Annotated in this window: 22 protein-coding genes; 10 read left to right on the top strand and 12 right to left on the bottom strand. The window is 70.5% G+C overall.

What is annotated here, in order from left to right; translation table 11 throughout:
• Positions 1–76: 76 nt before the first annotated feature.
• From OG381_RS18690 to OG381_RS18680, 3 genes are read left to right on the top strand one after another with little or no spacing between them, the layout of a single operon-like run.
• Positions 77–1,228 carry a Gfo/Idh/MocA family protein gene (locus OG381_RS18690; protein WP_327717222.1) on the top strand — a complete coding sequence of 384 codons (1,152 nt, stop codon included), beginning with the start codon at positions 77–79 and terminating at the stop codon, positions 1,226–1,228.
• Positions 1,225–2,376, top strand: coding sequence for a dihydrodipicolinate synthase family protein (locus OG381_RS18685; RefSeq protein ID WP_327717221.1), 1,152 nt, complete (start codon positions 1,225–1,227; stop codon positions 2,374–2,376). The genes OG381_RS18690 and OG381_RS18685 overlap by 4 nt, the downstream gene beginning before the upstream one ends.
• 32 nt (positions 2,377–2,408) lie before the next feature.
• The gene (locus OG381_RS18680; protein WP_327722499.1) at positions 2,409–3,206 is read left to right on the top strand and encodes a sugar phosphate isomerase/epimerase family protein; all 798 of its coding nucleotides are present in this window, start codon (positions 2,409–2,411) and stop codon (positions 3,204–3,206) included.
• 185 nt (positions 3,207–3,391) lie between these two features.
• Here the strand turns inward: OG381_RS18680 and rbsD are convergent, their stop codons facing one another.
• The 5 genes from rbsD to OG381_RS18655 form a co-directional block, all read right to left on the bottom strand.
• Positions 3,392–3,790 carry a D-ribose pyranase gene (rbsD, locus tag OG381_RS18675; protein ID WP_327717220.1) on the bottom strand — a complete coding sequence of 133 codons (399 nt, stop codon included), beginning with the start codon at positions 3,788–3,790 and terminating at the stop codon, positions 3,392–3,394.
• On the bottom strand, positions 3,787–4,689 hold the full coding sequence (locus OG381_RS18670; protein WP_327717219.1) for a ribokinase: 903 nt from the start codon (positions 4,687–4,689) through the stop codon (positions 3,787–3,789). Before OG381_RS18670 ends, rbsD begins: the two co-directional genes overlap by 4 nt.
• Before the next feature lie 68 nt (positions 4,690–4,757).
• Positions 4,758–6,707: an ABC transporter permease/substrate-binding protein gene (locus OG381_RS18665; RefSeq protein WP_327717218.1), complete on the bottom strand. Its 1,950-nt coding sequence runs from the start codon at positions 6,705–6,707 to the stop codon at positions 4,758–4,760.
• Positions 6,697–8,226, bottom strand: a complete 1,530-nt coding sequence (locus OG381_RS18660; RefSeq protein WP_327717217.1) for a sugar ABC transporter ATP-binding protein — start codon at positions 8,224–8,226, stop codon at positions 6,697–6,699. The genes OG381_RS18665 and OG381_RS18660 overlap by 11 nt, the downstream gene beginning before the upstream one ends.
• Entirely contained in the window at positions 8,223–9,260 is a 1,038-nt protein-coding gene (locus tag OG381_RS18655; protein ID WP_327717216.1) for a LacI family DNA-binding transcriptional regulator, read from the bottom strand. The genes OG381_RS18660 and OG381_RS18655 overlap by 4 nt, the downstream gene beginning before the upstream one ends.
• 208 nt (positions 9,261–9,468) lie before the next feature.
• Between OG381_RS18655 and OG381_RS18650 the strand changes: the two genes are divergently transcribed.
• The 3 genes from OG381_RS18650 to OG381_RS18640 all read left to right on the top strand — a co-directional run bounded on the left by OG381_RS18650 (position 9,469) and on the right by OG381_RS18640 (position 13,637).
• Complete coding sequence (locus OG381_RS18650; protein ID WP_327717215.1) at positions 9,469–9,834, top strand: hypothetical protein; 366 nt, start codon at positions 9,469–9,471, stop codon at positions 9,832–9,834.
• Between the two features lie 45 nt (positions 9,835–9,879).
• Complete coding sequence (recD2, locus tag OG381_RS18645; protein WP_327717214.1) at positions 9,880–12,114, top strand: SF1B family DNA helicase RecD2; 2,235 nt, start codon at positions 9,880–9,882, stop codon at positions 12,112–12,114.
• Positions 12,115–12,347: 233 nt separating this feature from the next.
• The gene (locus OG381_RS18640) at positions 12,348–13,637 is read left to right on the top strand and encodes a citrate synthase (protein WP_266826777.1); all 1,290 of its coding nucleotides are present in this window, start codon (positions 12,348–12,350) and stop codon (positions 13,635–13,637) included.
• A 682-nt stretch (positions 13,638–14,319) separates the two neighbouring features.
• On the opposite strand, the gene OG381_RS18635 is transcribed toward OG381_RS18640, so the two are convergent.
• The 3 genes from OG381_RS18635 to OG381_RS18625 form a co-directional block, all read right to left on the bottom strand.
• Complete coding sequence (locus OG381_RS18635; protein WP_327717213.1) at positions 14,320–16,539, bottom strand: heavy metal translocating P-type ATPase; 2,220 nt, start codon at positions 16,537–16,539, stop codon at positions 14,320–14,322.
• Positions 16,540–16,617: 78 nt separating this feature from the next.
• On the bottom strand, positions 16,618–16,857 hold the full coding sequence (locus tag OG381_RS18630) for a heavy-metal-associated domain-containing protein (RefSeq protein WP_327717212.1): 240 nt from the start codon (positions 16,855–16,857) through the stop codon (positions 16,618–16,620).
• 234 nt (positions 16,858–17,091) lie between these two features.
• Positions 17,092–17,757, bottom strand: a complete 666-nt coding sequence (locus tag OG381_RS18625) for a TetR/AcrR family transcriptional regulator (RefSeq protein WP_327717211.1) — start codon at positions 17,755–17,757, stop codon at positions 17,092–17,094.
• Positions 17,758–17,900: 143 nt separating this feature from the next.
• Between OG381_RS18625 and OG381_RS18620 the strand changes: the two genes are divergently transcribed.
• Positions 17,901–20,153, top strand: coding sequence for an MMPL family transporter (locus tag OG381_RS18620; RefSeq protein WP_327717210.1), 2,253 nt, complete (start codon positions 17,901–17,903; stop codon positions 20,151–20,153).
• Positions 20,122–21,165, top strand: a complete 1,044-nt coding sequence (locus tag OG381_RS18615) for a zinc-dependent alcohol dehydrogenase family protein (protein WP_327717209.1) — start codon at positions 20,122–20,124, stop codon at positions 21,163–21,165. The genes OG381_RS18620 and OG381_RS18615 overlap by 32 nt, the downstream gene beginning before the upstream one ends.
• Here the strand turns inward: OG381_RS18615 and OG381_RS18610 are convergent.
• The 4 genes from OG381_RS18610 to OG381_RS18595 all read right to left on the bottom strand — a co-directional run bounded on the left by OG381_RS18610 (position 21,146) and on the right by OG381_RS18595 (position 24,349).
• The gene (locus OG381_RS18610; protein WP_327717208.1) at positions 21,146–21,712 is read right to left on the bottom strand and encodes a GNAT family N-acetyltransferase; all 567 of its coding nucleotides are present in this window, start codon (positions 21,710–21,712) and stop codon (positions 21,146–21,148) included. The two genes, OG381_RS18615 and OG381_RS18610, sit on opposite strands and share 20 nt — an antisense overlap.
• A gap of 118 nt (positions 21,713–21,830) precedes the next feature.
• Positions 21,831–22,031 carry a helix-turn-helix transcriptional regulator gene (locus tag OG381_RS18605; protein WP_046262470.1) on the bottom strand — a complete coding sequence of 67 codons (201 nt, stop codon included), beginning with the start codon at positions 22,029–22,031 and terminating at the stop codon, positions 21,831–21,833.
• Positions 22,032–22,418: 387 nt separating this feature from the next.
• The gene (locus OG381_RS18600) at positions 22,419–23,354 is read right to left on the bottom strand and encodes a helix-turn-helix domain-containing protein (protein WP_443061909.1); all 936 of its coding nucleotides are present in this window, start codon (positions 23,352–23,354) and stop codon (positions 22,419–22,421) included.
• 77 nt (positions 23,355–23,431) lie between these two features.
• On the bottom strand, positions 23,432–24,349 hold the full coding sequence (locus OG381_RS18595; protein ID WP_327717207.1) for a sugar phosphate isomerase/epimerase family protein: 918 nt from the start codon (positions 24,347–24,349) through the stop codon (positions 23,432–23,434).
• Positions 24,350–24,474: 125 nt separating this feature from the next.
• Between OG381_RS18595 and iolC the strand changes: the two genes are divergently transcribed.
• Together iolC and OG381_RS18585 are read left to right on the top strand one after the other, a co-directional pair.
• Positions 24,475–25,425 (top strand): 5-dehydro-2-deoxygluconokinase, encoded by a 951-nt coding sequence (iolC, locus tag OG381_RS18590; RefSeq protein WP_327717206.1) that lies wholly within the window; start codon positions 24,475–24,477, stop codon positions 25,423–25,425.
• Positions 25,422–26,303, top strand: a complete 882-nt coding sequence (locus OG381_RS18585) for a Cgl0159 family (beta/alpha)8-fold protein (RefSeq protein ID WP_327717205.1) — start codon at positions 25,422–25,424, stop codon at positions 26,301–26,303. The genes iolC and OG381_RS18585 overlap by 4 nt, the downstream gene beginning before the upstream one ends.
• The last annotated feature ends 9 nt before the right edge of the window (positions 26,304–26,312 follow it).

Raw genomic sequence — 26,312 nt, 5'->3', positions numbered from 1 at the left:
GAGGCGTACGCGGCGCGCACAACCGCGTACGGAATGCGCAGGGAATGCTGCGCACGACGCCTACGAAGGGATCGACGTGACACGCAAGACGGTGCGTATCGCCATGAACGGTGTGACCGGGCGCATGGGCTACCGCCAGCACCTGGTCCGCTCCATCCTCGCGCTCCGCGAGCAGGGCGGCCTCGACCTCGGCGACGGCACCGTGCTGTGGCCGGAGCCGATCCTGGTCGGCCGCCGCGAGCACGCGCTGAAGGCGATGGCCGAGCAGCACGGCCTGGAGCACTGGGCAACAGACGTGGACGAGGTCCTCGCCGACGACAGCGTGGACATCTACTTCGACGCCCAGGTGACCTCGGCCCGCGAGGAGGCGCTGAAGAAGGCGATCGCGGCGGGCAAGCACATCTACACCGAGAAGCCGACCGCCACCGGCCTGGACGGCGCCCTGGAGCTGGCCAGGCTCGCCAACGCCGCCGGCATCAAGCACGGCGTCGTCCAGGACAAGCTCTTCCTCCCGGGCCTGCTCAAGCTGAAGCGCCTCATCGACGGCGGCTTCTTCGGCCGGATCCTCTCGATCCGCGGCGAGTTCGGCTACTGGGTCTTCGAGGGCGACTGGCAGGCCGCCCAGCGCCCCTCGTGGAACTACCGGGCCGAGGACGGCGGTGGCATCGTTGTCGACATGTTCCCGCACTGGGAGTACGTCCTGCACGAGCTGTTCGGTCGGGTGAAGACCGTCCAGGCCCTCACCGCCACCCACATCCCGCAGCGCTGGGACGAGAACGACAAGCCGTACGACGCGACGGCCGACGACGCCGCCTACGGCATCTTCGAGCTCGACGGCGGCGCGATCGCCCAGATCAACTCCTCCTGGACCGTCCGCGTCAATCGCGACGAGCTCGTGGAGTTCCAGGTGGACGGCACCGAGGGCTCGGCCGTCGCCGGTCTGCGCAACTGCCGCGCCCAGCACCGCTCGGCCACCCCGAAGCCGGTCTGGAACCCGGACATCCCCGCCACCGAGGTCTTCCGCGACCAGTGGCAGGAGGTCCCGGACAACGCCGAGTTCGACAACGGCTTCAAGGCCCAGTGGGAGCTGTTCCTCCGGCACGTCTACGCCGACGCCCCCTACCACTGGGACCTCCTCGCCGGCGCCCGTGGCGTCCAGCTCGCCGAGCTGGGTCTGAAGTCCTCGGCCGAGGGCCGTCGCCTCGATGTCCCGGAGATCGCGCTGTGACCATCCAACTCCCTGACACCAGTGGGAACGTGAAGGCGTACGAGCCCCGCCAGGAGCCGCTCGCCCTCACCACGGGTTCCCCCCTCACCTCTCGTACGGTGTTCTCGGCGGCCCATGTCGTCGCCGACCCCTTCGCCGACACCACCCCCGACTCGCCCGCCGCGATCGACTGGGACGCCACCCTCGCCTTCCGCCGCCATCTGTGGTCCCACGGGCTCGGCGTCGCCGAGGCGATGGACACCGCCCAGCGCGGGATGGGCCTGGACTGGGCGGGCGCGGCGGAGCTGATCCGCCGCAGTGCCGCCGAGGCCAAGGCGGTCGGCGGCCGGATCGCGTGCGGCGTCGGCACCGACCAGATCGCGGCCGGTTCGCTGGCCGAGGTCCGCGCGGCCTACGAGGAGCAGCTCGCCCTCGTCGAGGAGTCCGGCGCGCAGTCGATCCTCATGGCCTCCCGCGCCCTCGCCGCCGCGGCCCAGGGGCCCGAGGACTACCTCGAGGTCTACGGCCATCTGCTCCGCCAGGCCTCCGAGCCGGTCGTCCTGCACTGGCTGGGCCCGATGTTCGACCCGGCGCTGGAGGGCTACTGGGGCTCGTCCGACCTGGACGCGGCGACCGACACCTTCCTGGAGGTCATCGCGGCCCACCCGGACAAGGTCGACGGCATCAAGGTCTCGCTGCTTGACGCCCAGCGCGAGATCGACATCCGCCGGCGCCTGCCGCAGGGCGTCCGCTGCTACACCGGCGACGACTTCAACTACCCCGAGCTGATCGCGGGCGACGAGAAGGGCTTCAGCCACGCCCTGCTCGGCATCTTCGACCCGCTGGGCCCGCTGGCGGCCGAGGCAGTGCGCGTCCTGGACACCGGCGACACGGCGGGCTTCCGCGAACTGCTCGACCCCACCGTCGAGTTGTCCCGCCATCTCTTCCAGACGCCGACCCGCTTCTACAAGACGGGCGTGGTGTTCCTGGCCTGGCTCGCGGGCCACCAGAGCCACTTCACCATGGTCGGCGGACTCCAGTCGGCCCGCTCGCTGCCGCACTTCGCCCGCGCCTACGAACTCGCCGACGGACTGGGCCTGTTCCCGGACCCGAAGCTGGCGGAGGAGCGGATGAAGAACCTGCTGTCCCTGTACGGAGTGAACCAGTGACCGGCGACCTCTCCCGCTTCTCCATCAACCAGATGACGGTCAAGCAGCTGTCGCTGCCGGAACTGGCCGACGCCTGCGGCCGGTCGGGCATCGTCAACGTCGGTCTGTGGCGGGAGCCCGTCCAGACGTACGGCCTGGAGGCGACGGCCAAGCTGGTCCGCGACGCGGGCCTGACCGTCACCACGCTGTGCCGCGGTGGCTTCTTCACGGCCATCGACGCGGGGGAGCGCGCCGCGGCCCTGGACGACAACCGCCGTGCCGTCGACGAGGCGGCGACGCTCGGCACGGACACGCTGGTGCTGGTCTCGGGCGGCCTGCCCGCCGGTTCGAAGGACCTGCACGGCGCCCGTGAGCGCATCGCGGACGCGCTGTCGGTTCTCGGCCCGTACGCGCAGGAGCGCGGCGTGAAGCTGGCCATCGAGCCGCTCCACCCGATGTACGCCTCCGACCGCTGCGTGGTCTCCACGCTCACCCAGGCGCTGGACCTCGCGGAACGCTTCCCCGCCCACCAGGTCGGCGTCACGGTCGACACGTACCACATCTGGTGGGACGACAACGCTCCCGCGCAGATCGCCCGCGCGGGCGCCTCCGGCCGTATCCACACCTTCCAGCTCGCCGACTGGACCACCCCGCTGCCGGAGGGTGTCCTCAACGGCCGCGGCCAGATCGGCGACGGCGCGATCGACATGCGCGAGTGGCAGGGCTACGTCGAGGCGGCCGGCTACACCGGCGCCATCGAGGTGGAGCTCTTCAACGACGAGCTGTGGGCCAGGGACGGGCGCGAGGTGCTGGCGGAGACGGCGGCGAGGTTCGTGGAACACACGGCCTGACCTGCGAAGGGAGGCCCGGTAAAAATTTCTTGAGAAACCGTGCAACCCTCCCCGCACCTCGCGGGTCGTACTTGGCATCAGGACTTCTGGGGTGGGGATCTGGGGGGATCGCGGGGGTTCTGATACGGAGGGGAAAACCCGAGGGGGCCTGGTCGACGGACCAGGCCCCCTCGAAGTTTGTCCGGCTAGAAGAACACCCCGCAGCGCAGCAGCACGTTCGCGTACGGCCGTGCTTCGCCGGTTCTCACGACCAGCCGCGCCCCCGCCGACAGCTCCTTGAGCCGCTCGTGCGAGACGAACTCCAGGTCGCCGTCCTCGCCGAAGTACCCGTCCAGCAGCTCCGCCGCCGCCGGATTGGCGTCCCGTACCTCCGTCGCCGCCGTGGCCCCCTCCACGACCAGCTCGGCCAGCAGCCCGTCCACCACCTCGGCGAAGGACGGCACCCCGGCCCGGAAGGCGAGGTCGACGACCCGGGGGCCGTCCGGTATCGGCATGCCGGCGTCACAGACCAGCACCCCGTCACCGTGCCCGAGCTCGGCGAGCGCGCCGGAGAGATGACGGTTGAGGATTCCCGCCTTCTTCACAGCGCGTCGACCTCCGCGGCGGTGGGGAAGGACGCCTGGGCGCCCTCCTTCGTGACGGCGGCCGCGCCCACCCGCGCCGCGTACGCCGCGGCCTCGGCCAGGGAGGCACCGGCACCGAGCCGGTAGGCCAGCGCCGCCGTGAACGCGTCGCCCGCGCCGGTCGTGTCCACCGCGTCCACCTTGACCGGTGCCACCCGGGCCACGCCCTCCCTGGAGGCCACCAGCGCACCCCGCGACCCCAGCGTCACCACCACCGACCGCGGCCCCTTCGCCAGCAGGATCCGCGCCCAGTCCTCCGGCTCGTCCCCGATCCGGGAGTCACCGAGGATGACCTTCGCCTCGTGCTCGTTGACGATCAGCGGATCGCAGGCGGCCAGCACCTCCGTCGGCAGCGGCTGCGGCGGCGACGGGTTCAGCACGAAACGGCTGTCCGGCGCCAGATTCCGTACGACCTCCACGACCGTCTCCAGCGGGATCTCCAGCTGCACGGAGACCACCCGCGAGGCGTGGAAGAGGCTGACCGCGGCCCGTACGTCCAGGGGCGTCAGCCGCCCGTTGGCGCCCGGTGAGACCACGATGCTGTTGTCGCCCGACGGGTCCACCGTGATCAGCGCGACCCCCGTCGGCGCACCGCCGACGAGCACGCCCACCGTGTCGACCCCGGACGAGCGCTGCGAGTCCAGCAGCAGCCGGCCGTACGCGTCGTCGCCGACCCGGGCCAGCAGGGCCGTACGGGCACCGAGGCGGGCGGCCGCGACCGCCTGGTTCGCGCCCTTGCCGCCCGGGTGGACGGCCAGGTCGGAGCCGAGCACGGTCTCACCGGCGCCCGGCCGGCGCTCGACCCCGATCACCAGGTCGGCGTTGGCCGACCCTACGACCAGGAGGTCGTAGTCGTACATGAAGTTGCTCCCCTGGTAAGTGATTTCGGGCGGGAGGTCCCCCTGGGGGAACCGCCCGCCCTGTGGTCTCAGCCCGTGAACCCGGCCACGTTCTCCTCCGTGACCACCTTCACCGGCACCATCACCGACTTCGCGACCTTCTCACCCTCGGCGGCCTTCACCGCGTTCCGCACGGCGATCCTGCCGAGTTCGGACGGCTGCTGCGCCACGGATGCGTACAGCGTGCCTGCCTTGACGGCCTTGAGACCGTTGTCGGTTCCGTCGAAGCCGATGACCTGGACGGACTTTCCGGCCTTGGAACCGAGCGCCTTGATCGCACCGAGCGCCATCTCGTCGTTCTCCGCGAAGACACCGGAGACGTCCGGGTTGGCCTGCAGCAGGTTGGTCATGACGTCCAGGCCCTTGGTGCGGTCCCAGTCGGCCGGCTGCTTGGCGACGACCTCGATACCCGGGTAGGCCTTCAGCCCCTCGGCGAAACCGGCGCCGCGCTCCCGGCTGGCGGAGGTGCCGGCCTGGCCCTGGAGGATCACGATCTTCCCCTTGCCGCCCAGCTTCTCCGCGAGCGACTTGGCGGCGAGCTTGCCGCCGGTGGTGTTGTCGGAGGCGACGAGCGCGGCGGTGGTCGCGTTGTTGACCGCGCGGTCGACGGCGACCAGCGGGATGTCCGCCTTGTTCACGGCCTTCGCCGCCGGGGTCACCGCGTCGGAGTCCACCGGGTTGACGATGATCGTGCCGAGCCCCGAACTGGTGAAGTTCTCCAGCTGGTTGGCCTGCTGCGAGGCGTCGTTCTGCGCGTCCGTGACGGTCAGGTCCACACCCAGCTTCTTCGCCTCGGCCTGCGCGCCGGAGCGGATCGACACGAAGAACGGGTTGTTGAGCGTCGAGAGGGAGAGCCCGATCCGCTGCGACCTCCCCGTGTCCGAGGAACCGCTGTGCAGGAAGGAGGTGGCGCCGACGATCGCCGCCGCGACCACGGCGGCGAGCAGGTACGTCGCCGCCTGCCTGCCCTTGTTGCCGGTCCCGCTCGCCGTCACCGGGGTCGCCCCCGCCTTGCGGCGCACGGTGTCGAGGAGCACGGCGAGCGCGATCACCACACCGATGACGACCTGCTGCCAGAACGCCGACACGGACAGCAGGTTGAGCCCGTTGCGCAGCACCGCCAGGATCAACGCGCCGATCAGCGTGCCGGACGCCTTGCCCGTGCCACCGGCCAGCGAGGCACCGCCGATGACGACCGCGGCGATCGCGTCGAGCTCGTAGCCCTGCGCGGCCTGCGGCTGCGCGGAGGAGAGCCGGGAGGCGAGCACGATGCCCGCGGCGGCGGCGAACAGTCCGGAGAAGGCGTAGATCGCGAGCTTCTGCCGCTGCACCCGCAGACCGGAGAGCCGGGCCGCCTCCTCGTTGCCGCCGATCGCGTACATCGAGCGGCCGATGTACGTCCGGCCCAGCACGAACGCGGTGACGAGACCCATGGCGACCATGACGAGCACCGGCACCGGCAGCCAGCTGCCGAGCGTGTCACCGAGGTGCGAGACCGAGCCGGGGAAGGCGATGGGGGAGCCCTGCGAGATCACCAGGGACAGACCGCGGGCCACCGACAGCATGGCGAGCGTCGCGATGAACGGCGGCAGCTTCCCGTACGAGATGAGGAAGCCGTTGACCAGGCCGCACGCTATGCCGGTCGCGACGGCGAGCAGCACCGCCAGGAACACCGGCACGCCCTCCGAGGTCGCGCTCCAGGCGAGGACGGTGGCGGAGAGGGCGGCGACCGAGCCGACCGACAGGTCGATGCCCGCCGAGACGATCACGAAGGTCACACCGAAGGCGAGGATGGCGGTCACGGCCGCCTGGACGCCGACGTTGAGCAGGTTGTCCGTCGTCAGGAAGTCGCCGGACAGTGCCGACATGGCGATGACGAGGACGATCAGCGCGGTGAGCGCGCCGTTGTCGAGGAGCAGGCGGCGAAGCCCCGAGGCGCCACTCGCGCCCGTCGTGCTCTTGAGCGTGTCAGTGGCCACGGGTGGCCTCCGTTTCGGTCTTCTCGTTCGTGGGGTTGCTGACGGCTAGGGCCATCACGGCGTCCTGCGAGGCCTCGGCGGCGGAGAGTTCGCCGGCGATCCGGCCCTGGGCCATGACCAGGACCCGGTCGCTCATGCCGAGCACCTCGGGCAGATCGCTGGAGATCATGAGGACGGCGGCACCCGCGGCCGTCAGTTCGTTGATGAGCTGGTAGATCTCGACCTTGGCGCCGACGTCGATCCCGCGCGTCGGCTCGTCGAGGATCAGCACCTTGGTGTCGGCGAGCAGCCACTTGCCGATGACGATCTTCTGCTGGTTGCCGCCGGAGAGTGTGCGCACCTGCTGCTGGAGCCCGGCCATCCGGACGCCCAGCTGCTCGGCGATCCGGGCGGCGGCCTCCCGCTGGCCCTTGAGATCGACGAGCCCCGCGCGCGTGGCCGCACGCAGCGTCACCAGCCCGAGGTTCTCCTCCACGGACGCGTCCAGGACGAGCCCCTGGCCCTTGCGGTCCTCGGGGATCAGCCCGATGCCGGCGGCCATGGCGGAGTTGACGTCGTGCCGCTTCAGGGGCGCTCCGGAGACCTTCACGGTGCCCTTGTCGTACGGGTCCGCGCCGAACACGGCCCGCACGACCTCGGTACGGCCGGCTCCGACGAGCCCGGCGATGCCGACGACCTCACCGGCGTGCACCTCGAAGGTGACGTCGCGGAAGGCCCCGTCGCGGGTGAGCCCCTCGACGGTGAGCAGCGCGGCGCCCTTCTCCGGCTGTTCGCGCGGGTACTGCTGCTCGATCGAGCGGCCCACCATGAGGCGTACGAGTTCGTCCTCGGGGGTGGTGGCGGGGACCTGCCCGACGGACCTGCCGTCGCGGATGACGGTGACACGGTCGCCGAGGGCGGCGATCTCCTCGAGGTGGTGGGTGATGAACACGATGCCCACGCCGTCCTCGCGCAGCTTGCGCACGATGGCGAAGAGCTTCTCGACCTCCTCGGAGGTGAGCACGGCGGTCGGCTCGTCCATGATCAGCACGCGCGTGTCCAGACTCAGCGCCTTGGCGATCTCGACCATCTGGAGGCGGGCGATGCCGAGTTCACGCACGCGTGCGCGGGGCGAGACATGGACGCCCACGCGCGCGAGGAGGACCTCGGCGTCGGCCTCCATCCTCTTGCGGTCGATCATGCCGAAGCGGCGCGGCTGGCGGCCCAGGAAGATGTTCTCGGCGACCGTGAGGTCGGGCACGAGGTTGAACTCCTGGTAGATGGTGGCGATCCCGAGGCGCTCGGAGTCCTGCGCGCCATGGATGCGCACCTCCTTGCCACCGGCCAGGATGCGCCCGCCGTCCGGGGTGTAGGCGCCGGAGAGCATCTTGATGAGGGTGCTCTTGCCCGCGCCGTTCTCACCGAGGAGGACATGCACCTCGCCGCGGCGCAGATCGAAGTCGACCCCGTCCAGCGCGACCACGCCGGGGAAGGTCTTCCTGATGCCCTCGATGCGCAGCAACTCGTCCTGGTTGCTCACGACTGGCTCCTGTTCTGTGCGGGTGCCGACTCGGGGGAAGCCGGCTGCTCGCCGCACGAGCGGCGTACGACGAGACGGGCGGGGAGGGTGACGGACTGCGGGGGCCGTCCCTCGATGCGGTCGACGAGCGCGCGCACGGCGGCGCGGCCCAGCTCGCCCGTGGGCTGGGCGACCGCGGTGATCGGCGGGTCGGTGTGCACGAACCACGGGATGTCGTCGAACGCGGCGAGAGCGATGTCTCGCGGAATCCGCAGCCCACGCGCGCGTACGGCGTCCAGGGCGCCGAGCGCCATCAGGTTGTCGGCCGCGAACACGACCTCGGGCGGCTCGGGCAGATCGAGGAAGCCCTCGGTGACCCGGCGCCCGCTCTCGGCCTGGAAGTCGCCCTGCCCTGTGTAGGCGTCGGGGAGTTCGAGACCGTGGGCCAGGAGCGCCTCCCGGAAGGCCTCCACACGCTCGCGACCCGTGGTGGTGGCGGCGGGCCCCGCGATGATGGCGAGCCGCCGGTGCCCGAGCGCGTGCAGATGCGCGACGAGATCACGCACGGCGCCCCGCCCGTCGGACCGTACGACGGGCACCTCGACGCCGGGGATCCACCGGTCCACGAAGACCATCGGTGTCCCCCCGCGCGCGGCGTCCAGCATCAGCGGGGAGCCGCCGTCGGTGGGGGAGACGAGGAGGCCGTCGATACGGCGGTCCAGCAGGGTCCGTACGTGGTGGTCCTGGAGGTCGGGCCGCTCGTCGGCGTTGCCGATGATGACGCTGTACCCCAGCGCGCGGGCCTCCTCCTCGACGGAGCGGGCCAGCTCGGTGAAGTACGGGTTCATCACGTCGCTGATGACCAGGCCGAGGGTGCGGGTCTGGTCGGTGCGCAGCGAACGGGCGACGGCGTTCGGGCGGTAGCCCAGCGCCTCGACAGCGGCCAGCACACGGGTGCGTGCGTCGTCGCTGACCGACGGATGGTCGTTCAGGACGCGCGACACCGTGGCGACGGAGACCCCCGCCTCGGCAGCGACGTCCTTGATGCTCGCCATCGCCGCTCCACCTCCTCGTGGAATCGATTACATCGACGTACGCAGAGGATTGGAATCGATTACACGCGGGTTAATCAAGCCCCTCCCGGCATCCCGAGACCCGATCGTGATGATCGGCGCTCAGATGTGCCGCGGCCGCAGGGGTGCCACTCTGGAGCTACGGACTGATCTCACCGGGGCCCTCGCGAGGGCCGGAGACGGAGGAGTCATGACGTCGGCGACACGCAACGACGTCCCCGTGGCCATCGAAGGCAACGGGGTCGAACTGCGCACGATGCCCATCGGCGGCGGCATGTCCGTCGGCTACGTCCACCTCCCGCAGGGCGCGGACATGGGCCCCGCCTTCAAGGGCCTGACCGACGACGCCTGCCAGTGCCCCCACTGGGGCTACCTCCTCAAGGGAAAGCTCCGGATGCGCACGGCCACGGGCTCGGAGACCTACGAGGCGGGCCAGGCGTACTACTGGGCCCCCGGCCACGTCCCGGAGGCGCTGGAGGACTGCGACTTCGTGGAGTTCTCCCCGACGGAGGACTTCGAACCGGTGATCACCCACCTGACTTCCCAGTCCGCCTGACCGCTGACGCCCCCCACTGTCACAGGCCCCCGGTACCGTCGGATCATGGCTCAGGGGCTCGCCGTACTCGAAGGCGTACTGGAACGGATCACGTACGCCAACGAGGAGAACGGCTACACGGTCGCCCGTGTCGACACGGGCAGGGGCGGCGGCGACCTCCTCACCGTCGTCGGCGCGCTGCTCGGCGCACAGGTCGGTGAGTCCCTCCGGATGGAGGGGCGTTGGGGTTCGCATCCGCAGTACGGCAAGCAGTTCACCGTGGAGAACTACACGACCGTCCTGCCGGCCACCGTCCAGGGCATCCGCCGCTACCTCGGCTCGGGTCTCGTCAAGGGCATCGGTCCCGTCTTCGCCGACCGCATCACCCAGCACTTCGGCCTGGACACCCTCCAGATCATCGAGGAGGAGCCCAAGCGACTCATCGAGGTCCCCGGGCTCGGCCCGAAGCGGACCAAGAAGATCGCCGACGCCTGGGAGGAACAGAAGGCGATCAAGGAGGTGATGCTCTTCCTCCAGACCGTGGAGGTCTCCACGTCCATCGCCGTGCGGATCTACAAGAAGTACGGCGACGCCTCCATCTCCGTCGTCAAGAGCCAGCCCTACCGTCTCGCCTCCGACGTCTGGGGCATCGGCTTCCTCACCGCCGACAAGATCGCCCAGTCCGTCGGCATCCCGCACGACAGCCCGGAGCGCGTCAAGGCGGGCCTGCAGTACGCCCTTTCGCAGGCCACCGACCAGGGCAACTGCTACCTCCCCGAGGAGAAGCTGATCGCCGACGCCGTCAAGCTCCTCCAGGTCGACACCGGTCTCGTCATCGAGTGCCTCGCCGAACTGGCCCAGCCGGACGAGGACTCCGGCGAACCCGGCGTCGTACGCGAGAAGGTGCCCGGCGAGCACGGGGAACCCGTCACCGCGATCTACCTCGTCCCCTTCCACCGGGCCGAACTCTCCCTCTCCGCCCAGCTGCTGCGCCTCCTGCGCACCGACGAGGACCGTATGCCGGGCTTCCACGACGTGGCCTGGGACAAGGCGCTCGGCTGGCTGAAGGGCCGTACGGGCGCCGACCTCGCCGCCGAGCAGGAGGCCGCCGTCAAGCTCGCGCTCACCAAGAAGGTCGCCGTCCTCACCGGCGGCCCCGGCTGCGGCAAGTCCTTCACGGTCCGCTCGATCGTGGAACTGGCCCGCGCCAGGAAGGCCAGGGTCGTCCTCGCCGCCCCCACGGGACGCGCCGCCAAGCGCCTCGCCGAACTCACCGGCGCCGAGGCCTCCACCGTCCACCGCCTCCTGGAGCTGAAGCCGGGCGGCGACGCGGCGTACGACAAGGACCGTCCCCTCCCGGCGGACCTGGTGGTGGTGGACGAGGCCTCGATGCTGGACCTGCTGCTCGCCAACAAGCTCGTGAAGGCGGTGCCCCCGGGCGCGCACCTCCTCTTCGTCGGGGACGTCGACCAACTCCCCAGCGTCGGGGCGGGGGAGGTCCTGCGCGACCTGCTCGCCGACGGCAGCCCCATCCCCGCCGTCCGTCTCACGCGCGTGTTCCGTCAGGCCCAGCAGTCCGGGGTGGTCACCAACGCCCACCGGATCAACTCCGGGCAGCATCCCGTCACCGACGGCATGAAGGACTTCTTCCTCTTCGTCGAGGACGACACGGAGGAGGCGGGCCGGCTCACGGTCGACGTGGCGGCCCGGCGAATTCCGGCCAAGTTCGGACTCGACCCGCGCCGCGACATCCAGGTCCTCGCCCCCATGCACCGGGGCCCCGCCGGCGCCGGAAACCTCAACGGCCTGTTGCAGCAGGCCATCACGCCGGGCCGCCCCGACCTCCCGGAGAAGCGGTTCGGCGGAAGAGTCTTCCGCGTCGGCGACAAGGTCACCCAGATTCGCAACAATTACGAGAAGGGCAAGAACGGTGTCTTCAACGGCACCGTGGGCGTCGTCACCTCACTCGACCCGGTCGACCAGCGCCTCACGGTGCTGACGGACGAGGACGAGGAGGTTCCGTACGAATTCGATGAACTGGACGAGCTGGCCCATGCGTACGCGGTGACCATTCACCGTTCCCAGGGCAGTGAATATCCCGCCGTGGTGATCCCCGTCACCACCGGAGCATGGATGATGCTTCAACGGAATCTGCTCTACACGGCGGTCACCCGGGCCAAGAAGCTGGTCGTCCTCGTCGGTTCGCGCAAGGCGATCGGTCAGGCGGTGCGCACGGTGTCGGCGGGGCGGCGCTGTACGGCCCTCGACTTCCGCCTCTCACCGGGCCCCCTCCGGGAGTGAAGTGGGACGCCGGGTCACGCATCGCGAAAAATGATCGATCAAATGAGTCATGAAGGTCACAGAGCCCTTCCGGAACCGGGCGAGGAGGGGCAGGATGGGCAAGCTGACGGCACTGAGTGCCGCCAATTAGCCCAATGGCCGACCCCGAGTGCACTCTCCTGCGCCAAATGGGGGATGGTAGAGACAGTCAGGGCAACCTCGAAGATGAGGCACAACGTCGGGTGAGGGAAGACGTGAGCGACAACTCTGTAGTACTGCGGTACGGCGACGGCGAGTACACCTACCCGGTGATCGACAGCACCGTCGGCGACAAGGGCTTCGACATCGGCAAGCTCCGCGCCCAGACCGGTCTGGTGACACTGGACAGTGGCTACGGGAACACCGCGGCCTATAAATCCGCCGTCACCTACCTCGACGGCGAGGCGGGCATCCTCCGCTACCGCGGCTACCCGATCGAGCAGCTGGCCGAGCGCTCCACCTTCCTGGAGGTCGCCTACCTGCTGATCAACGGCGAGCTGCCGACCGTCGACGAGCTCACCTCGTTCAAGAACGAGATCACGCAGCACACCCTGCTGCACGAGGACGTCAAGAACTTCTACCGTGGCTTCCCGCGCGACGCCCACCCGATGGCGATGCTGTCCTCGGTCGTCTCCGCGCTGTCCACCTTCTACCAGGACAGCCACAACCCCTTCGACGAGAACCAGCGCAACCTCTCCACGATCCGCCTTCTCGCCAAGCTTCCGACGATCGCGGCGTACGCGTACAAGAAGTCGATCGGTCACCCGTTCGTCTACCCGCGCAACGACCTCGGTTACGTCGAGAACTTCCTGCGGATGACCTTCTCGGTCCCGGCGCAGGAGTACGAGCTCGACCCGGTCGTCGTCTCGGCCCTGGACAAGCTCCTCATCCTGCACGCCGACCACGAGCAGAACTGTTCGACGTCGACGGTCCGCCTGGTCGGCTCCTCGCAGGCGAACATGTTCGCGTCGATCTCCGCCGGCATCTCCGCCCTGTGGGGCCCGCTGCACGGTGGCGCCAACCAGTCCGTCCTGGAGATGCTCGAGGGCATCCAGGCGTCCGGCGGCGATGTCGACTCCTTCATCCGCAAGGTGAAGAACAAGGAGGACGGCGTCCGCCTGATGGGCTTCGGCCACCGGGTGTACAAGAACTTCGACCCGCGCGCCAAGATCATCAAGGCCGCGGCCCACGACGTTCTCTCGGCGCTGGGCAAGTCCGACGAGCTGCTGGACATCGCCCTGAAGCTGGAGGAGCACGCGCTCTCCGACGACTACTTCGTCTCGCGCAGCCTCTACCCGAACGTCGACTTCTACACCGGCCTGATCTACCGCGCCATGGGCTTCCCGACCGAGATGTTCACGGTCCTCTTCGCCCTCGGCCGCCTCCCCGGCTGGATCGCCCAGTGGCACGAAATGATCAAGGAGCCCGGCTCCCGCATCGGCCGCCCCCGCCAGATCTACACGGGCGTCGTCGAACGCGACTTCGTCCCGGTCGAGGAGCGCTGACACCTGCCGGTGAGGGCGCCGCTCGATGGGTGCCCCCACCGCTGGAGGCGTGTCCCCGGTAGAGGGTAGGGCCCCACTGTGGTGAGGCGTGATGTCGCAGAGCCCCGTACGCCTGATGAAGGTGTGCGGGGCCTTCGTGTGTCCGGGGTTCGTGGGTGGGCGGACATAGGAGAAGGCGCCCCAGCGCCAGTCCCCCCACGGGCCGACGACCAGGGCGCCTTCCCATGTCCCGGTGCGGATTCCCCCCACGGGATCCGGCCGGGCGTCTGAGAGACCAGCGCCTGAATTCGCTGTCTTTCGGTATTGCCTGGTACTGCCGTTGAGCAGAACGAGCAAAACTCGCCGTACTACTCCAGTGTGCGATCTGCCGGGACAGCGCACGGTCGGGAGGGCCGCTCAAAGCTTCCCGAAGTGCGTGCCCCGGCAACGCATCTCTGAGGAAGTCCCCCAAGACATCCCCAGATGCCAGAACGCGCCCCCCAAGACGCGGCCTGACATCGTCAACTTAGACCTTCGAACCCCTTCGATGGTTACCTTCACATCACTGTGATCTGCGTCTCTTGCATTTGTCCGTTAGGTACGCAAGAGGGCCGATACGTCGATCGAGGCCCAAGCGTAAGGATGATGCGCGAGCCTTGTGAAGAGCTTATGTGAGTGTCGCTCCGGACTCCAGAGGGACCCCTCAACGGAATGCGCGCAGACGCAGGCTGTTCGTCACCACGAAGACCGAGGAGAAGGCCATGGCGGCCCCCGCGATCATCGGGTTCAACAGCCCCGCGGCGGCCAGCGGCAGCGCCGCCACGTTGTAGCCGAACGCCCACACGAGATTGCCCTTGATCGTCGCCAGCGTCCGCCGCGACAGCCTGATCGCGTCGACGGCCACCCGAAGATCCCCGCGCACCAGCGTCAGATCACTCGCCTCGATCGCCGCGTCCGTCCCCGTCCCCATGGCGAGCCCCAGGTCCGCCGTGGCGAGCGCGGCCGCGTCGTTGACCCCGTCCCCGACCATGGCCACGACCCGCCCCTCGGCCCGCAACCGCCGTACGACGTCGACCTTGTCCTCGGGCAGCACCTCGGCGACGACCCGCTCGATCCCGACCTGCGCGGCCACCGCCTCCGCCACCGCCCGGTTGTCCCCGGTCAGCAGTACCGGCGTCAGCCCCAGCGCCCGCAGCTCCCGCACCGCCTCGGCACTGGTCTCCTTCACCGCGTCCGCGACGGCCACGACACCCCGTGCCACCCCGTCCCAGCCGACCACCACGGCCGTACGCCCGCCGCTCTCGGCCTCTTCCTTGATCCGGGCCAACTCCTGCGGCAGGACGTCATGGAGGCGCCCCACGGCCACGTCACGGCCCTCCACGCGCCCACGCACGCCCCGCCCGGGCACGTTCTCGAACCCCTCGACCTCCGGCAGCGGCCCGACCCGCTCCTCGGCACCGGCCGCGACCGCCCGGGCGACGGGGTGCTCGGAGGCGTGCTCCAGGGCCCCCGCGAGCCGCAGCACCTGCTTCTCGTCGGTGCCCTCGACGGCGTAGACCTCCTGGAGGGTCATGCGTCCGGTGGTCACCGTGCCGGTCTTGTCGAGTACGACGGTGTCGACCCGGCGCGTGGACTCCAGCACCTCGGGCCCCTTGATGAGGATGCCCAGCTGCGCCCCGCGCCCCGTGCCGACCATCAGCGCGGTCGGCGTGGCCAGTCCCAGCGCGCACGGACAGGCGATGATCAGCACGGCGACGGCCGCGGTGAACGCGGCGACCGTGTCCCCGGCGAGGCCCAGCCAGGCCCCGAAGGTGGCGACGGCGATCAGGATCACGGCCGGCACGAACACGGCGGAGATCCGGTCGGCGAGCCGCTGCACCTCGGCCTTGCCGTTCTGCGCCTCCTCGACGAGCTTCGCCATCCGCGCGAGCTGCGTGTCGGCGCCCACGCGCGTGGCCGCCACGACGAGCCGCCCGCCGACGTTCACGGTCGCGCCCGCGACGGCGGACCCCACCGTCACGTCCACCGGCACCGACTCCCCGGTCAGCATCGACGCGTCCACGGCGGAGGCACCCTCGACGACGGTGCCGTCGGTGGCGACCTTCTCCCCGGGCCGTACGACGAACCGGTCCCCGACCGCCAGCCGGCCCACCGGGATCCGCACCTCGCGCCCGTCCCGCAGCACGGCCACGTCCTTGGCGCCCAGCTCCATCAGCGCCCGCAGCGCCGCCCCCGCGCGCCGCTTGGAACGTGCCTCCAGATAGCGCCCGAGCAGGATGAACACGGTGACCCCTGCGGCCACTTCGAGATAGATGGTCGAGGCGCCCTGCGCGCGGGAGACGGTGAACGCGAACTCGTCCTTCATGCCCGCCATGCCCGCGTCACCGAAGAACAGCGCCCACAGCGACCAGCCGAACGCGGCCAGGGTGCCCAGCGAGACCAGCGTGTCCATGGTGGCCGCGGCGTGCCGCGCGTTCGTCCAGGCGGCCTGGTGGAAGGGCAGCCCGCCCCAGACGACGACGGGGGAGGCGAGGGTGAGCGCGAGCCACTGCCAATTGTCGAACTGGAGGGCCGGGACCATCGAGAGCAGCACCACGGGGACGGCGAGCACGGCGGCGACGACGAGACGCTGCCGTAGCGACGTCAACTCCGGGTCCTCGTCCGCCGCTGCCTCCCGTGGCGGCGCCGGCTCCTGTGCCGTGTACCCGGTCTTCACCACCGTGGCGATCAGGTCGGCGACCCCGACGCCCCCGGCGAAGGTGACCTTCGCCTTCTCGGTGGCGTAGTTCACCGTGGCGGTGACCCCGTCCATCCGGTTGAGCTTCTTCTCCACACGAGCCGCGCAGGAGGCACAGGTCATCCCGCCGATGAGGAGCTCGACTTCGGAGGCGGTCGGCGTTATCGGGGTCTCGGTGGTGGTCATGCCGTACTCCAGGAAACGGGCCGGGCCGTGCGGGACCGGTCTCGACCGGTCGGCACGGCCCTTGGTGAGGGGGTGGGGTCAGGCCTTGCCGACGAGCTCGAACCCGGCCTCGTCCACGGCCGCGCGCACCGCCTCCTCGTCGAGCGGGGCCTGCGACACGACCGTGACCTCACCGCTCGACGCGACGGCCTTCACCGAGGTCACCCCCGCGATCTCGGAGAGCTCGCCGGACACGGAACCCTCGCAGTGTCCACAGCTCATCCCGCTCACCTTGTAGACGGTGGTGACGGAACCCTGGGTGTCGGTCTGGGCGCTCATGTCGTTCTCCTCGTCGAGGGATGTGGGCCGTTACCCACTATACCCCTAGGGGGTATTTATCCAAGAAGGCTCCCGCCGCGTCGGAGCCCGCATCCACGCGACGCCGAAAAGGGCCAGCTCCCTGTCCGGACGGGTGCTCGCCGGCAGCGTCGCCAACCACAGCGCGATGCCGTGTGTCGAGTCCCACAGAGCGTGCGGCAGCGAGACGCCGATGCGACGGCAGCACACCGCCGGTCAGGCGGTCGGGGTCGTGGTGAGTCCGTCCGGCAGGCCGAGGCCGGCTCCCACGAGCGGCTCGAGATAGCGGACCAGGGCGTTCTTCAACTCCTGGACATACGCGTCCCGTTCGGCGCCCTCGTGGGCGAGGACGAGCTCCAGGCCAGCCATGTACATCCCCAGCGCCATGTGCGCGACACGGGTGATCGCGGCCTGGGGCGCCTCGGGCATGAACGAGCGGAGCAGGTTCTCGACGCGGGCGACGAGGGTCGTGTGCAGGGCGTCGTGCTGCTCGGCGATCCGGCCGGGGATGTCGGGGCCGTGCATCAGCGCGAAGAACACCGGGTGCCGGCAGTTGAAGTCGATGAACCGGTCGACGATGGTGCCCACCGCCTGCTCCAGCGGGGTCGTCGGGTCGACGGGTGCGAGCGCCTCGCCGTAGGCCTCCTGCATCTCGTGCACGAGCCGGCCGCCGAGCTCGATGGCGATCGCTTCCTTGTTCGGGAAGAACTGGTAGAGCGTGCCCGGTGAGACGCCCGCCTCGCGCGCGATGGCGTTGGTGCTCGCGGCCGTGTAGCCGGTCGTGCAGAAGACCGAGGCCGCGGCTTCGAGCAGCTGTGCGATACGGCGTTCTCCGCGGGCCTGGCGGCGGCGTGGCGGGTCCTTCTCCTCGTTCGCGGGCACGCGTTATCCCCAACTCTCCGAACAGGATTGACAACACGAGCGGTCGCTCGCATTCTGGAGAAACGCGAGCGATGTCTCGTGTTTGTCAGTCTATGGCAAGGCAGTGGCAGATCCATGCTGCCTGGTGAAGGGGACACCGCACGATGACCGAAGTCGACAAGCCGCCGCGCACCGGAGGCTGGACCAAGCTCGTGACCGCCCGTCCGAGGCTGGCCCTGCTCGCGGCCCTCGTGCTCACCGTGCTCGCCGTGCTGGCCGGCAGCGGGGTCGCCGACCGCATGGGCGCCGGCGGCTGGGAGGACCCGGACGCCGAGTCCACGTACGCGACCAAGGCGCTGGAGCGCGAGTTCCCGGACTCCCAGCCCAACCTCCTGCTCCTGGTCGACGCGGGGAGTGCCTCGGTGGACGACCCGGCGGTCGCGGCCGAGGCCGAGCGGCTGACGGAGCGGCTGGCGGGCGAGAAGGGCGTGACGGGCGTCGGCTCCTACTGGGCCACCGGCGCCCCGGCCCTGCGCGCGGAGGACGGCCATGAGGCGCTGATCGCCGCCCGCATCACGGGCGACGAGAAGGTGATGGGCACGACCCTGGACCGCCTCGCGCCCTCGTTCCGCGGTGCGCACGGCCCGGTGGAGGTGACGATCGGCGGCCCGGTCGCCGTGCGGCACGAGATGCAGACGATCATCCAGGAGGACCTCACCCGGGCCGAGCTGATCGCCCTGCCGGTGACGCTCGTCCTGCTGGTGATGGTCTTCGGCAGCGCGGTCGCCGCCCTGCTGCCCCTCGGCATCGGCATCGTGGCGATCCTGGGCACCAACGCGGTGCTGCGCGGCCTGACCGAGTTCACCGACGTCTCGGTCTTCGCGATGAACCTCACCACGGCCCTCGGCCTCGGCCTGGCCATCGACTACGCCCTGTTCATCGTCCGCCGCTTCCGCGAGGAACTGGCCGGCGGCGCAGACCCGTCGACCGCGGTCGGCACCACCCTGCGCACGGCCGGCCGCACGGTCCTCTTCTCGGCCCTCACCGTCGCGGTCTCCCTGGCGGCGATGCTGCTCTTCCCGCAGTACTTCCTGCGCTCCTTCGCCTACGCCGGCATCGCGGTCGTCCTGCTGGCCGCGGCGGCCGCGCTGATCCTGCTCCCGGCGGCGCTGGTTCTGCTGGGAGAGCGGGTCGACTCCTGGGACCTGCGGCGCCTGTTCCGCCGCGCCCGGCCCGCCAGGGAAGGCGCGGCCTGGGCCCGCGCGGCGACGCTCGTCATGCGCCGGGCCCCCTTCTTCGCCCTCGGCACCACCGCGGTCCTCGTCCTGCTGGGGCTCCCCTTCCTGGGCGTGAGGTTCGGCACCGCCGACGACCGCCAGCTGCCCTCGACCGCCGAGTCCCATGTCGTGCAGCAGCACATCAGGGACGGCTTCCCGGGCAGCCCCGGCGGCGGCCTGGAAGTCCTGGCGGAGGGCCGCGCGAGCGAAGCGCAGTACGCCGCGTACAAGGAGCGGATCGCCGAGCTCCCCGGGGTGCTGAGGGTCGACGGCCCTCTGGTGAACGGTGAGTCGGCGTACTTCACGGTGCAGCCGACGGGCGAGGCGGTCGATGACGCGGCTCAGCGACTCGTGGGCGAACTGCGCTCCACGGACGCCCCCTTCGACACCAGCGTGACCGGTACCGCGGCCGTCCTCGTCGACTCCAAGGACGCGATAGCCGAGCAACTGCCCTGGGCGGTCGCCTTCATAGTGATCGTCACCCTGCTCCTGGTTTTCCTCCTGACCGGCAGTGTGCTGATACCGATCCAGGCGGTGGTGCTCAACGCGCTCAGTCTGACGGCCATGTTCGGCGCGGTGGTCTGGGTCTTCCAGGACGGCCACCTCTCCGGCCCGCTGGGCTTCACCAGCCCCGGCTCGATCGAGACGACCCTCCCGGTCCTGATGTTCTGCGTGGCCTTCGGTCTCTCCATGGACTACGGCGTCTTCCTCCTGTCCCGCATCAAGGAGGAGTACGACACGACAGGCGACCACAACGAGGCGGTCCGCCACGGCCTCCAGCGCACGGGCGGCCTGATCACGGCGGCGGCGGTGATCCTGGCGGTGGTCATGGTCGCGATCGGCACGTCACGGGTCACGAACACCAAGATGCTGGGCCTGGGCATCGCCCTGGCGGTCGTGATGGACGCGATGATCGTACGGAGCCTGCTGGTCCCGGCGGTGATGAAGCTGACGGGACGGGCGACGTGGTGGGCGCCGGGACCGCTGCGGAGGTTCCACGAACGGTTCGGCTTGAGCGAGGGTGGCGATGAGCGCCCCGACAGGGACGCGGGGAACGGCGCGACCAGCCACGATGTACCCGCAGACGAAAACGGCGAGGGGATGGCAGATGCGAGCGGTGGTCTTCGAGCAATACGGTGACCCGGCAGAGGTACGCGAGGTCCCCGACCCCGCACCCCCCGCGCACGGAGTCGTCGTACGCGTAGAAGCCACCGGCCTCTGCCGAAGCGACTGGCACGGCTGGCAGGGCCACGACCCGGACATCACCCTCCCCCACGTACCCGGCCACGAACTCGCCGGTGTCGTGGAAGCGGTCGGCACCGCGGTCACCGCCTGGCGCCCCGGCGAGAGAGTGACCGTCCCCTTCGTCTGCGCCTGCGGCTCCTGCGCGACCTGCGCCGCAGGCGACCACCAGATCTGCCCGCACCAGACCCAGCCGGGCTTCACCCACTGGGGTTCGTTCGCCCAGTACGTGGCCCTGGACCACGCCGACGTGAACCTCGTGGCGATCCCCGACGACCTCTCCTACGCCACCGCCGCGGGGCTCGGCTGCCGTTTCGCCACGGCGTTCCGCGCGGTCGTGCAACAGGGAAGGGCCGCCGCGGGGGAGTGGGTCGCGGTGCACGGCTGCGGCGGGGTGGGCCTGTCGGCGGTGATGATCGCGGCGGCGTCGGGGGCGAGGGTGGTGGCGGTGGACGTGTCCCCGCAGGCGCTGGACCTGGCACGGAAGTTCGGCGCGGCGCAGTGCGTGGACGCGTCGAAGGCCGGGGACACGGGGGCGGCGGTCCGCGAACTGACCGGCGGCGGCGCCCATCTGTCGCTGGACGCCCTCGGCTCGCCCGTCACCTGCGCGGCCTCGGTCGACTCGCTGCGCCGCCGGGGCCGGCACGTCCAGGTCGGCCTGCTGCCCTCACCCACCGGCACGACCCCGGTTCCGATGGCCCGCGTGATCGCCCTGGAGCTCGAACTCCTCGGCAGCCACGGCATGGCCGCGCACACCTACCCGCCGATGCTGGAGCTGGTCCGGGCGGGCGTGCTGCGGCCCGATCTGCTGGTGACGTCCTCGATCGACCTGGACGCGACACCCGCCGCGCTGGCCGCGATGGGCACGGCACCGGGGGCGGGGGTGACGGTCATCGAGCCGTGGCGGTGAGGGCGGCCCAGTCACGGTCGAGGATGCCCATGACGACTTCGTCGACCCATGCGCCGTGCTTGAACTCGGTCTCCCGCCGGAGCCCCTCCCGTACGAACCCGGCCTTCTCGTACACGCGCAGCGCCCGGTGGTTGAAGGCGTACGCCTCCAGCTGGATCCGGTGCAGACCGAGTCGCTGGAAGCCGTACCCGACGACGAGCCGGGTCGCCTCCGTGCCGATGCCCCGGCCGCGTCCCCGCGGGCCGATGAGCGTGCGGAAGGTGCAGCTGCGGGCGCCGGGGTCCCACTCGTAGAGCACGACCTCGCCGACGAGTTCACCGGTGGCGGCGTCGGTGACGGCGAGGTCGAGGCGGTCCGGCTGAGCGCTGCGGGAGCCGTACCAGTCCCTCAGCCGCTCCGGGGTGATCTCGTCGGGCGGGTCGCCCGTGAAGTGGGTGACCTCCGCGTCGCCGATGATCTCCCACATGCCCTCCGCGTCCGCCTCCGTGAACGGGCGCAGCACGGTCTTCTCGCCGGTGAGGACAGGTTTGACAGAGAAGTCGCTCATGGGGTGACTGTGTCAGAGGCGACCTCCTTCCGGCCCGCGATTTTCGTGGCCGCCGGCACCACGAAAAGGGGTGCCCGCGAGCCGTACGCAGGCACCCTTGGACACGACGGGAGGTGTCTCAGTCCTCTCTGCGCCCACGGTTGCCCGGGCGCGCGGCGACCCACTTGCGGACGGTGTCCGCGTACCAGAACGGCTTGCCGCCCTCGACATGGTCGGGCGGCGGGAGCAGCCCGTGCTTGCGGTACGACCGCACGGTGTCCGGCTGCACCCGGATGTGCGCCGCGATCTCCTTGTACGACCAGAGCCTTCGGTCGGTCATGAGTGGCACCTCCTCGCGCGCACCGCGGCGCCGGCCGGGAACGGCCGTCGGGGGTACCGGGCGCTGCGCTGGCGATCACAAAGCCTGTGCCCGGTGAACGACGCTGAGTGACTGCAAGTCAGGGCCTGTGTACCGCGTGTGACGCAAGACCCGCGTACACGCGACATGTGTGACACGAAGGGGGTGTTTGTGACGGGAGTGCAGCAAAGGCGTACGCGGGCCCATGGGCGGGGCGCGTTGACATCGGGACGCGGAGCACCCCTCACGGCGTGCGGTCGGGCGTGGGCGCGAGGACGGGCCGGACCCGCTGCGCCGGGCCCGGCCCGCCGGCTCCCCCGTCCCCCGTGGCCGGACGAGCGGCTCCGCGCCGGCGGTCACAGACTGCATTCAGCCAACACCGCCGGTCTTGGAGAAATCCGCACCGCCACCCGGCGTGAGCACCAGACTCGTCGCCTCGCCCGTCATCCGGTCACCGTCGGGCACCCCGCCCGGCCCGCCCCGCGCCAGCGTGAACTCCCGCGGTGTGCACCCGGTCATCGCCTTGAACTCACCGCTGAGATGGGCCTGGTCGTAGTACCCGCACACCGCCGCGGTCTCCGCCTGCCCCCGCCCCGCCGCCAGCAGCCGCCGAGCCCGCTGCAACCGCAGCACCCGGCCCGCCGCCTTGGGTCCGATCCCGATCTGCTCCCGGAACCGGCTCTCCAGCTGCCGCACACTCCACCCGACCTCGTCGGCGAGCCGCGGCACCGGCATCACACCCCCGCTTCGCACCAGCTCCGCCCATGCCCGCACGACCCGGTCCGAGCAGGGCGTACCGGCCGCGAACCACCGCGCGAACACCTCGTCCAGCAGGCCGAACCGTGACTCCCACGACGGCAACGCGGCCAGGGCGGAAGCGAGTTCACCGACCCGGTGGGACAAGGCGTGCGGCAGCTCGTCCGGATCGACGGTCCGGTTGGCGAGTTCGTACTGCGGCGTCCCGAAGAGAGTGAAGGCCGCCCAGGGCGCCAACAGCACCTCGATGCCGGAGAGTCGTCCCTCGTGCTCTCCGACGGCGGGGGTCGTCGTGGGCCCGCAGAACACGGACACGAGGGTGTCGGGGGCGCGTCCCGCGCGGGAGATCCGTACGGGCTCCTCGAACCCGAGCAGCAGTGTGGCCGCCCCGATGGGCGCCTCCAGCCGCCGCCGGGGCCCCTTCATGGCGACCCGGACCCCGCGATAGCTGATGATCGCGGGCCGCACCCGGGGATGAGGCGCGGCAACGGCGAACTCCCAGGTCCCAGAGGACCCGTATCCGCTCAGGACACGCACGGCACGACTCATCGCCCCATGCTGCAACACCCGCAGGGGCGCGGGGAACTGCGCGACCAGCCCCCGCGCCCCAGCGGACGAAGAACCGCCTACGCCCCGCAGGACCTCAAGAACGCCCGAGTCCGCTGGGCGATGGGCAACGGCTTGTCCGGCTCGCAGGGGTACATGTCCTGCTCGACGATCGCGAACAGATCCACATCCAGCTTCCCCGCCGCCTCCAGCACCGGCCCCAGCGCGGGCACCCCCGTCGGCGGCTCGCACATCACACCCTGCGCCACCGCGGGCCCGAACGGCGTCCCCTTGGCCCGCACGTCCGCGAGGATCTCCGGATCCACCTGCTTGAGATGCAGATACCCGATCCGCGACCCGTACGTCTCGATCAGCTTGACGCTGTCCCCGCCGCAGTACGCGTAGTGCCCGGTGTCCAGACACAGCGACACGAGCGAGGAGTCGGTCCCGTCCAGGAACCGGACGACGTTCGACTCGCTGTCGATGTGCGTGTCGGCGTGCGGATGGACGACGATTTGGAGCCCGTACTCCTCCCGCACCCGCTGCCCCAGACGCTCGGTCAACGAGGTGAGATTGCGCCACTGCTCCGGCGTCAGGGTGTCGGACTCCAGCACCTCACCGGTCTTGTCGTCCCGCCAGAAGGACGGAATGACCACGAGGTGCTTGGCCCCCATCGCCTGCGCCAGCACCGCGTTGTCCGCGACATGCGCCCAGGTCTTCTCCCACACGGCCTCGCCGTGATGCAGGCCGGTGAAGACGGTGCCGGCGGACACTTTCAGGCCCCGGCGGTCCACCTCCTCGGTGAGGACCGCGGGATCGGTCGGCAGATACCCGTACGGGCCCAGCTCGATCCACTCGTAACCGGAGCCGGCGACCTCGTCGAGGAAGCGCTGCCAGGGGACCTGCTGGGGGTCGTCGGGGAACCACACACCCCAGGAGTCGGGAGCCGACCCGATCCGGATGCGCGACAGTGAGGGCTGAGGTGACAACGACGTCATGCCGGTCAGCTTCCGTTCGAGCAGTAAGCGCTGTCAAGGTCTCGTCCGAATGTCTGGACAAAACATTGACAGGGCTCGGGATCCGAGGCTAGAAATCCGGGGAGAGCCGATACGAAGGGAACTCGATGGCGTACGACCTGATCACCATGGGGCGGATCGGAGTAGACATCTATCCGCTGCAGACGGGCGTCCCGCTGCCGGAGGTGGAGTCCTTCGGCAAGTTCCTCGGCGGCTCGGCCACCAACGTCGCGGTCGCCGCCGCCCGCCTGGGACGCCGCACCGCGGTGATCACACGCACCGGCGACGACCCCTTCGGGGCCTATCTCCACCAGGCGCTGAAGGACTTCGGCGTCGACGACCGCTGGGTCACCGCGGTCCCGGGCCTGCCCACCCCGGTCGTCTTCTGCGAGATCTTCCCGCCGGACGACTTCCCGCTGTACTTCTACCGGGAGCCCAAGGCCCCGGACCTGGAGATCGACGCCCACGAGCTCGACCTCGACGCCATCCGGGACGCCCGTGTCTTCTGGGTCACCGGCACCGGCCTGAGCGAGGAGCCCAGCCGTACGGCCACGCTGGCGGCCCTTGCCCACCGCGCCAGGGCGGGCGTCACCGTCTTCGACCTCGACTGGCGCCCGATGTTCTGGAAGGACCCCGCGCAGGCCCGCCCCTTCTACGAGGAGGCCCTGCGCCACACCACCGTCGCGGTCGGCAACCTCGACGAGGTGGAGGTCGCCACAGGCGTCCGCGAACCCCGCGCGGCGGCCCAGGCGCTCCTGGACGCCGGTGTCGAGCTCGCCGTGGTCAAGCAGGGCCCCAAGGGTGTCCTCGCCGTCAACAGCAAGGGCGAGGAAGCCGAGGTCCCGCCCCTGCCCGTCACCGTCCTCAACGGACTCGGCGCCGGAGACGCCTTCGGCGGCTCGCTCTGCCACGGCCTCCTCGAAGGCTGGGACCTGGAGAAGACCATGCGGCACGCCAACGCGGCCGGTGCCATCGTCGCCTCCCGCCTGGAGTGCAGCTCGGCGATGCCCACACCGGACGAGGTCGAGGCCGCGATCAGCGCGGGGGCCGTCAAGTGACCGTCGACGTTTCCGAACTCGTCCGTCTGCGCACCCGCCACCCCGAGGCGATCGCGGAGGCCGCCGCCCGCCGGGTCCGCCGGCCGCTGCTCGGCGCGAACGACCGCCTGATGATCGTCGCCGCCGACCACCCGGCCCGCGGCGCCCTCGGCGTCGGCGACCGCAAGTTCGCCATGGCCAACCGCGCCGACCTGCTCGAACGCCTGGTCCTGGCGCTGTCCCGGCCCGGCGTCGACGGCGTCCTCGCCACCGCCGACATCCTCGACGACCTGCTGCTGCTCGGCGCCCTCGACGGCAAGGTCGTCATGGGCTCGATGAACCGCGGCGGCCTCCAGGGCGCCAGCTTCGAACTCGACGACCGCTTCACCGGCCACCGCGCCGAGGACATACAGCGGCTCGGCTTCGACGCCGGCAAGCTGCTCCTGCGGATCGACTACGCCGACGCGGGCTCCCTGACCACCATGGAGTCCACCGCCCGTGCGATCGACGACATGGCCGCACGGCGACTCCCGGTCTTCGTCGAGCCGTTCATCAGCAGCCGCACGGACGAGGGCAAGGTGCGCAACGACCTCTCCGCCGAGGCCGTCACCAAGTCCATCGCCATCGCCTCGGGCCTGGGCGGCAGTTCGGCCTACACCTGGCTGAAGGTCCCCGTCACCGACAACCCCGACGACATGGCCGAGGTCATGGCCACCTCCACCCTGCCCGCCGTGCTGCTGGGCGGCGAGGTGGGCGACGACCAGGACGGCGCGTACGAGAAGTGGCGCGGGGCGCTGCAACTCCCCACCGTCCAGGGCCTGGTGGTCGGCCGTTCGCTGCTCTACCCGGCGGACGGTGACGTGGCCGCCGCCGTGGACACCGCCGTAGGACTGCTGTGAGGGCCGCCG

It is taken from the genome of Streptomyces sp. NBC_00490 (assembly GCF_036013645.1).
Lineage (GTDB): Bacteria > Actinomycetota > Actinomycetes > Streptomycetales > Streptomycetaceae > Streptomyces > Streptomyces canus_F.
This window is presented reverse-complemented; position numbering and strand designations above follow the sequence as displayed.